4 protein-coding genes are annotated in these 13,569 nt (G+C 56.7%); 1 reads left to right on the top strand and 3 read right to left on the bottom strand.

The features are described 5' to 3' along the window. Positions 1–101: 101 nt before the first annotated feature. Positions 102–2,528, bottom strand: a complete 2,427-nt coding sequence (locus M0G74_RS17005; protein ID WP_248219854.1) for a CBM35 domain-containing protein — start codon at positions 2,526–2,528, stop codon at positions 102–104. Between the two features lie 129 nt (positions 2,529–2,657). Further along, entirely contained in the window at positions 2,658–6,605 is a 3,948-nt protein-coding gene (locus tag M0G74_RS17000; protein ID WP_248219852.1) for a CBM35 domain-containing protein, read from the bottom strand. 748 nt (positions 6,606–7,353) lie between these two features. Here M0G74_RS17000 and M0G74_RS16995 point away from each other — a divergent pair. Next, complete coding sequence (locus M0G74_RS16995; protein ID WP_248219850.1) at positions 7,354–9,210, top strand: alkyl sulfatase dimerization domain-containing protein; 1,857 nt, start codon at positions 7,354–7,356, stop codon at positions 9,208–9,210. Positions 9,211–9,310: 100 nt separating this feature from the next. On the opposite strand, the gene M0G74_RS16990 is transcribed toward M0G74_RS16995, so the two are convergent. Then, positions 9,311–13,069, bottom strand: coding sequence for a CBM35 domain-containing protein (locus tag M0G74_RS16990; RefSeq protein WP_248219848.1), 3,759 nt, complete (start codon positions 13,067–13,069; stop codon positions 9,311–9,313). Positions 13,070–13,569: the final 500 nt, after the last annotated feature.

Raw genomic sequence — 13,569 nt, 5'->3', positions numbered from 1 at the left:
TCCCCCTATAGAGATACGGTAAGACAAATGATCTTTGCGCCAAAAAAGGCCGGGCCTCACCGCCCGGCCAAATCACACTACGCGCGCTAATTCGCTCTCTGTTAAGGGGTTACCAGGCTGTTCAGGTAAACCTCCAGGTTGGTGTAAGCCCCATTCAGGTCATAGCCATTGCGATCGCTGGCATTGTTCGGGTTGAGGCCGTTGCCACTTTCCCAGCTGTCCGGCATGCCATCGGCATCGCTGTCCGCGGGTGCCGCGGAGGAATAAAGTGCGGGCAACCCACCCACCTGGTCCTGGCTGTCGATCAGCTGGCCGGAGCCGGACATCACCTGATTGACGATGCGCTGGTCCACGGCGTCGCGGCTTTTGGACGCGCCCACGTTGGCCATTACCCAGCTGTAGGCGGCATCGGCGGTCATGGTGGGCACTTCGGGATAATCCCAGCGGCTGGATTTTTGCTGGCCGCTGGTGAAGTTCGGGAACATGCTCCAGCCACCGTCGCTGCCACTCAGCACGCCGTTCATATCGCTGTCGAGTTTGTTGCCGGACTGATAGACGTAGAGGCCTTCGGTTTTCACTTCATCCCAGATGGAATCAGATTTGCGCGAGTCACCATTGGCAATGCCGTAGTTACCCACGTAATTCATTTCGACAATACCGCCGGCACCGCCGCCCACCGCTTCACCGGAGCGATTGCCCCAGCCGTAAATGACGTTGTTTACAAAATCGAGTTTGAGTTTGTAGGAGACATCGCCCTGATTGCTGCCCGGGCCTGGGTTGCGACCGTCATTGTGCGCATACAGGTTGCGATAGAAGGTGTAGCCTTCGCCGTTGTTGTCATTGGCGCGGATCAGCGAGCCGTAACCGTGCGCGCCCTTGTCGTGGTAGGAGTTGTTCAGCGCTTCGGCAATGATCGAGTTCTGCACCGTGACGCTGTTGGAATTGGTCACGGACAGTACCTCGTCCATGCTCCAGGACACGGAAACGTGGTCGATGATTACATTGCTGCTGTCGCCCACATCGAGGCCACCGGCGTTATTTGCACTCAGGTTGCCGTTGCCTTTGGGCGGCAGGTTATTGGGATTGGGGTCCGGCACTTCCGCATTGAAATCCCCGGTGCGGAAACGCAGGTAGCGAAGGATGACATTGTCCGCACTCACATCGGTGGGATAGCCGTACAGGGTAATGCCGTCACCCGGTGCCGTCTGCCCGGCAATGGTGAGATTGTCCCGGTTGATGGAGAGCGGCGACTGCAATTGAATATTGCCGGACACCGCAAACACCACGGTACGCGGGCCGCTGGCGGAGGCGATGGCGTCGCGCAATGAGCCGCTGCCTGAATTGTTCAGGTTGGTCACGCGGTACACATCACCGCCGCGACCGCCGGTGGCATCCGCGCCGAAGCCCACCGCGCCGGGGAAAGCGCTGCCGCCGCTACCGGGATTGGTCACGCAGCTGCCCGCCTGGGGGCTGTTGCCGGTGACTGAAAGACTATCCACATTTGCCAGACCGCCACTGGTGGTGGCAACGAGGCGAATGGTGTTGTCACCCGCTTCCAGATCCACATTCACCGCGGAGGTATCGATAAAGTTATTCCAGACCCCGCTGCCCGGCATACTCACATTCGCCGACCAGCTGTCGTTGACCAGCAGATCCCCCGGCCGGTCACTGGCGCCGTTGGCATAGCGCCACTGCAGGGTATAAGTGCCCGCACTCGGCACGTTCACCGACCAGTCGATCCCCTTGCCTGCCGCGTTATCCGTATTGGCAAAACCGCTGCCGGTAAAACCTGCGTGGTTGGAATCAATGGTGCCCTCGACATTGCAGAAGCCGACCGCCTGCTCTTCCAGTATCAGCGTTGCGAGACTGCCACCGGAACCACCGGACGAGCTGCTGGAAGAACTGCTCGAAGAAGAGCTGCTCTGGCCACCGGAAGAAGAACTGCTGCTGGACGAGCCACCCGAAGAGCTGCCGGATGAGCTGGAGGAAGAACTAGAGGATGAACCGGAAGATGAGCCGGAAGAAGACCCGCCTGAGGAAGAGCCGCCCCCGTCACCACTCGCGTTATACACTTCGATTTCTGCAATCTTCGGCGCGCTGCTGGCGCTATCGATCAACAGGTTGAGTTTTTGCAGGCTAACATCGCCCAGGCTGATCACCGCTTCGGCGCCGAGACCGTTACCGGCAGCCAGCTGCTGGCCACTGTTGTGGTCTACCAGACGCCAGCTCTGCACCGCGTTGCCGTCTTCACGCACAATGACCGTATTGAACTGGGTATCGATACCCCACTTCACCGATACCCGCTCGCCACTGCTGGAGCCAGGCTGCCAGTAACTTTGCAGGTTGCCATCGCGCACGTTGCCGTAGCTGGAGCCACTGGCCTTGCTGCTGCCATCAGCGCCTGCGCCAATGGCCAGATTCGAGCCCAGGTCGGCCTGGGCCCAGGCTGCCGGCAGACACAGGGTCGCCAGCAGCGCGGAATACAAAGGTTGTCGAATAAAACGATCATTCGCGTCTCGTCGCTTCACTTTTTCTTCTCTCTCAAATTTTTATTATTTTTTCTGCTTTTTTCGATTGCCGGTCAAAACCCAAAAACCCACCTGCTCCTGAGAGCAGGTGGGTTGTGGCTTATTACAAAACTAAAGCAATAAAACGTTTCACTGGCAGCTGGCTCCGCCAAGATCAATCACATAACTCTGGCTATTGGCCAGTGGCGAATTGAACGGGATATGCCCGTCTTTACCCGCAGTGGCAATTACGTAATCCGCCAGTGCCTGGCCCGCAGGGCGACGCTCGGAGGCGATCACATCGCGAGAGGCCTGCGAATAGTTTTGCGAGAGATCTGCGACAGAACCGGAGCTGTCACTGATGGTGTACACCAGAGAAGAGTCCAGGTTACAGGCGCCATCGGAGAACCACACCTTGCTGCCTTCGCTGCGGAAGTTGCCGTCGGTCACGTCGCGGGCGAGTTCCTCACCACGCTCGGTCAACGCCTGCACCACATCGTCCTTCTCCTGGAAGTCGCGATTAATCATGAAGGTGTTGTCTTCCCACAGCACTGTTGCACCCACACGCACACTCAGAATGTCCTTGCGATAGTTCATAAAGAAGTTATCGAACATATGCGAAGTGCCGCGACGGATCAGCGGAATACGGCGCAGGGTGTTGCCCAGTGCACTGTAGTGATCATCGGTGGTGATAAACGCATTGTGGTGCATGGTGGTGGTGATCTGCTCGTTGATGGTCCGAGAGTCACTGGAGCCGTGCAGGGCAGCGCGCTTCACGTTGATCAGTTTGTTGAAGGAAATGGTGATGTCATAGGCACCCACTTTCACATCAAACGCCGCGTCACCGGTGGTGTCGAAGGTATTCTTGTGAATCCAGATATCGTGGGACGCACCGGTGTTGCGGATCATGTCCGGATCCAGACCGTGGTCTTCGGTATGGCCGGCACCGCGGAAATCCAGGTGGGTCAGGATCACACTTTCTTCCGTATCCACCGGTTGACCGCTGCTGTCGGAACCAATGGCAAAACCATTGAAGCGGAAGTAACCGTTACTGAAACGTCCATCGAGGGTTTTGTGGGAACCGATTTTGGCGTTGCGGATCGGCAGGTCCTTGTCGTTCAGGCGATTGTTGAAAAACTCCGTCAGACAGGAATCACCGGACAGGCCATTGCTGGAACACCAGCTGCGGAAATCGCGACACTGAGCTTCGCTACCATTGATGGCCGACTGCACGGAAGCGTCGCCACAGAAGTTGCGGTGCATGGAAATTTCGGTTTCGCCCGCGAAATCGAATTTGTCGAACACGATCCAGTTGTGCTCGTCGCCGGTGATGGCGTCGAGGATCTGTTGCTCAACCGGCACACTGCTGTTTTTGGTGATCACGGTCAGCTTGCTGTTGCCATTGGGATCGTAACCACCCATGGCATTTTCACCGTAGCCCACCGGACGACCGAGGGTTTCATACAGGCACTGTACGATTTCCTGGTCGGTATCCAGCACGGAAGAGTCGCGCCAGTTAACGTTGGGATCAGTTACCAGAGTTTCACAGGCAATGGGATCGCCACCGGAGGAAGAACCGCCGGAGCCTGAACCTGAACCGCTGCCACTGGAAGAGCTACTGGAAGACGAACTGCTACCAGAAGAGCCGCCAGAAGAACCACCGGATGAACTGCTGGAAGAAGAGCTACTGCCACCGGAAGAAGAGCCACCGCCACCGTTACAATCACCGGCACTGGGTGCGACACCGGTAATCGACAGGCTGTCGATATTTGCCAGGCCGCTGCTGCCGGTCGCTTCCAGACGGATTTCGTTGTAACCCGCATTCAGCCACACGGTAACGGAGCCGCTATCGGCATAGCTGGCCCAGGCGCCGGTGCCCGGCAGGCTGACACTGGTCTGCACACCGTTGTTCACCAGTACCGATCCGGGGCGATCGCTGCTGCCGTTGGCATAGCGCCACTGCAGGGTGTAATTGCCGGCGGCAGGGACTACCACGGACCAGTTCACGCCCATGCCGCTTTCATTGTCGGTGTTGGCGTAACCGCTGCCGGTGTAACCGCTGTGTTCAGATTCCAGCGCACCCTCCACTGAACAGTAACCCGCTTCGGATTCCTGCAGCACCAGGGTGCTCGGCGCGGTGCTGATTACCGCATCGTCACCATTGGAGTTGTACGCCACCAGGTTCTGGTCGGTGACTTTTACCCAGTAGTAGTAGGTGCCGTCCGCCAGATTGATATCGGTGTAGCTGTTGCCGATCACACTGGTGGCAATGCGCAGGCGACCCGCAGGATCCGGATCCGTATCCCGGTAGATTTCCTGGTTGCGCACATCGATACCGTCGATATTCCAGTTCAGCTGTGCATCGCTACCGGCCGTGCCCACATTCAGGGTGACACTGCCACCACCGGACGAACTGGACGAGGAGCTGGAAGAGCCGCCGGAAGATCCACCAGAAGAGGAAGAGCTGGAGGAAGAAGACGAGCTGCTGCCGCCGGAGGAAGAACCACTGCCGGTTGCGTTATACAGCTCAAACTCGGCGATTTGCGGCGCGCTGGAAGCGGAATCGATCATCAGGTTGATCTTGTCCATGCTCACATCGCCCAGGTACACCTGCATGGTAGAGCCGATGCCGGAACCGGAAGCCAGTTCATCGCCAGTGTCGTTGTTGACCAGGCGCCAGGACTGAACGTTATTGCCGATCTCACGAATGATCACGGTGTTGAAACTGCCACCGAAATTTTTCGCGGAAATACGCTCATCGCTGCTGGAGCCCGGCTGCCAGTAACTGCTGGTATCGCCATCGATGGCATTGCCATAGCTGGAGCCGCTGCCTTTACTGGAGCCGTCCGCATCACCGGAGAGCGCCAGGTTCGGGCCCAGCTCACCGCCGCCGGAACCACTGCCGCCAGAGCCACCAGAAGAACTGGAGCTGCCGCCAGACGAGCTGCTGGAAGAACCACTGGAGCCGGAAGTGCTACCACCAGACGAACTGGAACTGCTGCCACCGGAAGAGCTGGAAGAGCTCACGCTACAGCTGCTGTCCGCTACCAGGTTGCCCTTGTTGGCACCGGCGGTAGACGCCACCACCTGCGGTACCAGATTGCCGTTACACAGCTGGTAGCTGTACGGAATGCTGACGGAAGTGGTGGATACCGGATTGGGCCCGGCGGGATGATTGTCGGAATCCTCCGCGGTCCAGGTGATGTTTGACCAGACGTTGCCGCTGACTTCCCAGTAGCCCATGTCATCGGTGTAGAAAGTACCGAGCGGATCCTTCGAGTTTTCGAAGTAGTTATTTTCCGCCTTCATCTTGCCGCCGATACGCGGGTTCATACCGGACTTGTTGAGACCCGTATAGTGGTTGTTGAATGCGTGCGCGGTGGCGCCGCGCAACAGCGGGGTGCGGGAATCAATATTCTGGTAGAGGTTGTGGTGGAAAGTGACCGGGCCATTGTTGGTGTCACTATCGCTGGAACCAACAAGACCACCGCGGCCGGAGTTGCGCAGGATGCTGTAGGAAAGGGTCACGTATTTGGTGTCCGCTTTCATATCAAACAGCGCGTCGTAACCGTCACTCTCACCGCCGGACGCTTCCAGCGTCAGGTGGTCTGCCCACACGTTGTAAACGCCGCTTTCCATACCGATGGCGTCACCGCCGTTGGAGGTTGGGGAACCGGATTTTTTGACATTCCGCACGTGCAGGTTTTGCAGAATGATGTTGGACGACGCACGCAGGTGAATACCCAGCTCATCAAACAGGGCGCCGTTGCCGACACCGATGATGGAAACGTTGCTGACTTCCTTGATTTCGATCACGCCGTCGGCGGTGTTACAGCTGTCGCCGGATACCTTGCTGGTATTGCCGTGATTGATGGTGCCTTCGACGTGGATGATGACAGGAGTATCGCTGGATGGGCGATTACACAGGGCGGCGTGAATTTCGGTACCGGTAGTGGCATACACCACATTGCCACCGGCGCCGCCGGTGGTACCGCCATTTTGCGTGGCAAACCCCGTGGCCTGTGCGGAAACATCCGCGGCCGCGAAGGTGCCCAACAATGCACTCAGCATTGCGGCTCTCTTCAGCTTGAATTGCATGTGACCTTCCGTATTTATGTTTTTTAGAAGATGTAGTCAGACGACCAGTCACAGGCACAACACCCGGAAACAACGCCCTAAATTGCTCACCCTGTATCAGGGGCTAACGGGAACAACTTTCAGTTAGGGACTAATCATCATCGCTCAGGACTGCGTAAGGATATGCAGTCCACAATATTGGCTTGCCATTATTCTTAATTTCGGCCTTCTAATGAGGCGCCAATTGGCAATACCAAAACCACGAAGAGGTTAGTCAGAATGGAAACCCGTGTAAAGCCTATTGCGCCCCATAAGCGCGCTTGCGGCGTAAGAAGCCACGATAAATGCCATAAATTGGCGCTAAATGAATAAACCCAGAGAGAAAGCCTATCTCCAGCCTGAAGGCGCGCGATCACCAGCTGCCAAGAAATAAAATAAAGACAGAAAAGTCAGGCGCCAACTTTTCAGGAAACGTTCGATAGAAACGGGAAGCTACTCGCATAATTGGTCACGCCAAATACGCCCACAGATTTGGCGCGGCGACTTACCTGACTTTCACGGCAAACAACCATCCCTTCCTATACTTGCTGTGCTCTCCATGCCTGCCACCCGACTCCGGTCGCCCTTCAGCTGCAGGCCCCAGCGACAACAAGCCAGCAGTTACTCAACAGGGAAGTGAATATTTATGGCGCATGTACAGCCAGACTCGAAAACGCGAAAACGCACATGGGTATCGGCCACAATGATGGCCGCAACGGTTGTCGTAATAATGGCAACTGTCTCTGCAATGGCGCAGGACACCGGCAGCCTGAACAGCCCCGTCCGCAGCCAGGACCCGGCCAATTTCAACAGCAAAAAAGTTCTCGACAACCTGATGCCACACATCTGGCAGGGCGAGAATCTGGCTTACACCAAGCCGGCAGATACCGTTGCGCGTGCAGCAACCGAATACGCCAAAATGATGCCGGAAAGCATCCAGGAAGTGGTGAAGGACAAGATCTATCACACCTACGGGTTTCAGATCGCCTCCACCCTGATTGCCATCGGCGATGACGGGCTCATCGTGATAGATCCGGGCTCCGATGACGATAGCGCCAAAGCCACCCATGAGGCCTTTATCAAAGCAGTACCCGCGGCGGCGAATCTGCCGGTGACTGCAATTGTCTACACCCACCGCCACCCAGACCACGCCTTCGGTTCCGCAGGCTGGGGGGTAACCCAGCAGGATGTGGACAGCGGCAAGGTGAAAATCATCGCCTCCGAACACTTCCTGGAAAACCTGATCAACGACGTAGGGGTCGTGGGTAATATCCTGACCCAGCGCACCGCCTATGCCGCGGGCTACCTGCCGGTATCTGCGGAGGGATTTGTACACGGCGGTATCGGCCCGGTATTCGGTGCCGGCCCCATTTCGTTTTATTTGCCGACGGATACCGTAAAAACTGGCCAGCCCCTCAAGCTCAAGGTTTCCGGTATCGATATGGAAGTCTTCCATGCGTATGGCGACGCTGGCACCGATGAGGTGGATGTTTATTTCCCCGAATTCCGTCACGTGCATGGATCCGAAACCATTCAGGGCGAAACTTTTCCCAATCTCTATACATTGCGCGGCACGTCCTACCGCGACGTTGAGGCATGGATGGAGGGTGTGGATATTCTGCTGGCATACGCGCAGAAGTCCGACACCTACTCCGGCTCGCATATGCGCGCCTGGAAAGGCAATGACTTTATAACAGAGCGCATTCGTAACTACCGCGACGCCATCCAGTATGTGCACGACCAGGCCATCTACTGGACCAACCTGGGCTATACCCGCGACGAACTGGCAGAGAAAGTCGTGCTGCCGGAGCCCTTCGCCAGTGATCCCTGGCTGCAGGAGTACTACGGCACCGTGGCGCATTCAGTGCGCAATATATACGGCGGTTACATCGGCTGGTGGGAAGGTGATCCCACACAACTGGCGCGCCCGGCACCGAAAAAGCTGTCTGAACAGTATGTGCGGGTGATGGGCGGCCGCGATGCCATTTTGAAAGAAGGCCGCAAAGCCATCGACAATAAAGACTACGGCTGGGCTGCCGAGCTGCTGACCCACCAGATCAATGTGGACCCCAAGGATATGGAGGCGCGCAAGCTGAAAGCGGAAGCATTGCGTAAATGGGGCTACCTGCAAACCAACATCTATTGGCGCGGCTTTGGTATTGCGGCATCGAAAGAACTGGATGGAACTCTGGATCGCTCCCAACCCTGGAACTTTGCCGACCCGGCCATTGTAAAAGTGCTGCCGACCAAGTCTTTTCTTAAAACCATGAGAGTACGCCTTAACGCAGACCGTGCGGCCGATGCGAAGGTGAACGTGCAGTTTGTGGTTTCCGATACCAACGAGGCAGTGGGCTTCAAGGTGCGCAATAAAATTGCGGCCTTTATCGACGGCAAGATGGCCAAACCCGACGCCACCATTACCGGCACCAAGCTAGCCATTCTCAAAACCATTGCCACCGGCAAGCTGGCTGAAGGTGTGACGGTTTCCGGTGACAAGGCGGCGGCGACAAAATTTCTCGGCCTGTTCGACATCATCACACCCAACGACGTGAACCTGGTACTACCTCCGGGCACGCCGCTCAAGTAAGCCGCCGCTGTTACACCCTGAATTCAGGCACAAAAAAATCCCCCGGGCTCGCGCGCGGGGGATTTTTTATTTGCCGAAAGTCAGGTGACTGACGGACATTTTACTGGCAAGCGACCTCGCCCAAACCCAGGATGTAATCCTGACTGAAGCCCAGCGGGGAGTTAAACGGAATCTCACCGTTTTTACCCGCGGTTGCGCTGATGTAGTCCGCCAGTTCCTGGCCGGCCGGGCGACGCTCAGAGGCGATCAGGTCCTGAGAGTACTGCGAGTAGCTCTGCTTCAGATCCGCCACGGTGCCAGAGGCATCCGCGATCTCGTAAACCAGAGACGGATCCAGGTTACAGGCCGCGTCGGAGAACCATACTTTGGTACCCTCGGAGCGGAAGTTACCACCGTCCACATCCCGAGCCAGCTCTTCACCGCGCTCGTTCAGTGCCTGCACCACGTCGTCCTTTTCCTGGAAGTCGCGGTTCATCAACACCATGTTGTCTTCCCACAGAACCGTTGCGCCCACGCGAACACTCAGGATGTCTTTGCGGTAGTTCATGAAGAAGTTATCAAACATGTGCGTGGTACCACGGCGGATCAGCGGCACACGACGCAGGGTATTGCCCAGGTAGTTGTAGTGATCGTCCGTAGTAATGAACGCATTGTGGTGCATGGTGGTACGGATCTGCTCATTGATGGTCCGGCTGTCGCTGGAACCGTGCAGGGCCGCGCGCTTTACATTCACCAGTTTGTTGAACGACATGGTGATGTTGTAAGCCCCCACTTTGACATCAAATGCCGAGTCGCCGGTGGTGTCGAAGGTGTTCTGGTGAATCCAGATTTCGTGGGAGGCACCGGTGCTGCGGATCATGTCCGGATCCAGGTAGTGGTCTTCGGTGTGACCGGCTCCGCGGAATTCCAGATTGGTCAGGATCACATGCTCGGAGGTCAATACCGGCGAACCGGAACTGTCACTACCAATAGCAAAACCATTGAAACGGAAGTAGGCATTTGCCTGACGACCGTCGATGGTTTTGTTGGAACCGATTTTGGTGTTGCGAATTGGCAGTGCCTTGTCGTTCAGGCGGTTGTTGAAGAACTCGGCCATGCAGGATTCGTGATCGTTATAGCCGTTGTCGTCACACCACTGGTGATAGTCACGACACTGGGCTTCAGTACCACCGATGGCCGACTGCACCGAGGCATCACCACAGTCATTGCGGTACATGGCCACTTCGGTTTCATTGGCAAATTCGAACTTGTCGAACACGATCCAGTTGGGCGCGTCACCGGTGACCGCTTCCAGGATTTGCTGCTCAACGCTGCGGCCCTGCGGGTCGTTTTTGGTGATCACGGTCAGGGTGCTGTTGCCATCGGGATCGTAACCGCCGCGGGCGTTTTCACCGTAGCCTACTGCACGACCCAGGGTTGCAGACAGACACTCAACAATTTCCTGGTCGGTGGTCAGCTCGCTGGAATCGCGCCAGTTTACATTCGGGTCGGTGGACAGAATGTAGCAGGCGTTGCTCACTTCCGGAGACGGGAAAGCGCCACCAGAGGATGAAGTACCGCCGCTGGAAGAGCTGGAGGAAGAGCTGCTGGTTCCGCCGGAAGAGGAAGAACTGCTGCTGGAGCTGGTACCACCGGACGAAGAACTGGAGCTGCTGCTGGTACCGCCGGAAGAAGAGCTGGAGCTGCTGGAAGAGCTGCTGCCACCAGAGGAAGAACCACCGTCACTGCCGCCGGCACAGTCGCCCGCAACAGGTTCAACACCGGTCACCGACAGGCTGTCGATATTTGCCAGACCACTGCTGCCAGTGGCTTCCAGGCGAATCTCGTTGTAGCCGGCCGCCAGGGTTACGGTCACGCTTTCGCTGGTGTAGGTAGACCAGGCGCCGGTGTCACTCAGGGATACCGAAGCCTGCGCGGAACCGTTCACCAGTACGCTGCCCGGGCGATCACCACCACCGTTGGCGAAGCGCAGGTCCAGGGTATAAGTACCCGCAGCCGGAACCACCACAGACCAGTCCACGCCGGTACCGCTGGCATTTTCGGTGTTGGCATAGCCAAAACCGGTGAAGCCCGCGTGCTCGGATTCCAGAGCACCATCCACGGCACAGAAGCCCGCTTCGGTTTCCTGCAGTACCAGGGTGGAAACAGTACCACCGCCACCGGAGCTGGAAGAGGAGGACGAGCTGCTGCCGGAACCGGAGGAAGAACCACCGCTCGAGCTACTGGAAGAACTGCTGGAGGAAGAGCTCACATCGCCGGTCGCGTTGTACACCTCAAACTCAGCGATATAGGGCGCGCTGCTGGCGCTGTCGATTTCCAAGTTGATCTTGGACATGGACACATCGCCCAGATACACCTGCATTTCCGCACCGATGCTGCTGCCAGAAGCCAGTTCCGCACCGGTGTCGTTGTTCACCAGGCGCCAGCCCTGTACCGCATTGCCGTTCTCGCGAATGATCACGGTATTGAAGCTGGTGTCGGCACCCCACTTGATGGAGATGCGCTCGCCGCTGGTAGAAGACGGCTGCCAGGCAGAACTTACATCGCCATCGCGCACATCACCGTAACTGCCACTGCCCTTGCTGGAGCCGTCGGAGCCGGCACCGATGGACAGGTTCGTACCCAGCTCGCCCGGCACGCTGCCGCCAGAGCTACCGGTACCACCGGAACTGCTGGAAGAGGATGAGCTGGAGCTGCTTGAAGAAGTACCGCCCGAGCTAGAAGAGCTGGAAGAACTCGAGGAACTGGAACTTCCTCCGGATGAGCTGGAAGAGCTGCCGCCGGTGATTTCACAGTTGCCGTCATCGACCAATAGACCTTTGTTGGCACCCGCGGTTGCGGCAACGATCTGCGGCACACATCCCGCGTCGCTCACAGAATAGCTATAGGGAATATTGACGGAAGTGGTGGAAACCGGGTCCGGGCCCGCCGGGTGATTGCTGGAATCTTCCGCGGTCCAGGTCACATTGGACCAGATATTTCCGCTGACTTCCCAATACCCCATATCGTCGGTATAGAAAGTACCGAGCGGATCCTTGGAGTCCTCGAAGTAATTGTTTTCCGCCTTCATGACCCCACCGATACGCGGATTCATACCGGATTTGTTCAAACCGAGGTAGTGGTTATTGAACGCGTGTGCAGTGGCGTGGCGCAGCAACGGGGTACGGGAATCGATATTCTCGTAAAGGTTGTGATGAAAGGTTACCGGGCCGTTATTGTCGTCACTATCACTGGACCCTACGAGACCACCGCGCCCGGAATTGCGCAGAATGCTGTAGGAAAGAGTGACGTACTTTGTCGTCGCCTTCATATCGAACAGCGCATCGTAACCGTCGCTTTCACCACCCTGGGCTTCCAGAGTCAGGTGGTCCGCCCATACGTTGTAAACGTTGGTCTCCATTCCGATCGCATCGCCACCGTTGGATGTCGGCGAGCCGGACTTTTTCACATTCCGCACATGCAGGTTCTGCAGAATGATATTGGAGGAATTGCGCAGGTGAATACCCAGCTCATCGAACAGGGCACCGTTACCCACACCGATGATGGATACGTTGCTCACTTCCTTGATTTCGATGACGCCGTCGGCGGTATTACAGCTATCGCCAGATACCTTGAAGGTGTTGCTGTGATCGATGGTGCCTTCGACATGAATGATGATCGGGGTATCACTCGACGGCCGATTACACAGGGCCGCGTGGATTTCGGTACCGGTGGTGGCGTACACCACTTCACCGCCGGCGCCGCCGGTGGTACCGCCATTTTGGGTAGCGAAGCCAATGGGTTGCGCAGTGGCACCCGCGGCCGCGAAGCTACCCAGCAGCGCACCCAGCACTGCTGTCTTCTTCAGCTCAAATTGCATGTGACCTTCCGTTTATTTTCTTATCGAGAAGATTTTTGACAGACGACCGGCCACAGCGAAGCCACCCAAACGGGTGCCGCTGAGAAACTACTGTCCGGGATACAGCTGAGGAGAGCAGGACCAATCATCATCGCAGTGGGTGGTAGATACCGCGTAACCGCCCTGAAAAATTCGGTTTGCCATTATTGTTATACCGATAATTAAATTGGCAATACCAAACTAAAGCCAAGGTTAGGCAAGGTTGGCGCTAATGTAAACGCACAAAAGATAGGCAATCCCGTAAAACGTGACTTAATCCGCCAAAATCTAAAACTAATTGCAATATTGACACTTAAATCATCTTTTATCCGCCAGCAGTGACTGAAAGCGAAAATCTGGATTTACCAATCCAGTATGACCAGATGATAGTTTTACAGGGATACACAAAATTCTGACTGGCTCTCGGTGAGCAAGCCAGAATTTTGCTTTCAGAATTGGCGGCCGGTTGAGGGCGAGGCGAG

The sequence above is a fragment of the Microbulbifer sp. CAU 1566 genome (assembly GCF_023156515.1).
Classification (GTDB): Bacteria; Pseudomonadota; Gammaproteobacteria; order Pseudomonadales; family Cellvibrionaceae; genus Microbulbifer.
The sequence above is the reverse complement of the archived record's forward strand: the minus strand, read 5'-3'. Positions and strand labels throughout refer to the sequence as shown.

What these genes read in the sequence shown, in the direction of transcription:
- M0G74_RS16995 (WP_248219850.1), top strand. Translation starts at nt 7,354, where the DNA reads ATGGCAACTGTCTCTGCAATGGCGCAGGACACCGGCAGCCTGAACAGC.
- M0G74_RS16990 (WP_248219848.1), bottom strand. Translation starts at nt 13,069, where the DNA reads ATGCAATTTGAGCTGAAGAAGACAGCAGTGCTGGGTGCGCTGCTGGGT.
- M0G74_RS17000 (WP_248219852.1), bottom strand. Translation starts at nt 6,605, where the DNA reads ATGCAATTCAAGCTGAAGAGAGCCGCAATGCTGAGTGCATTGTTGGGC.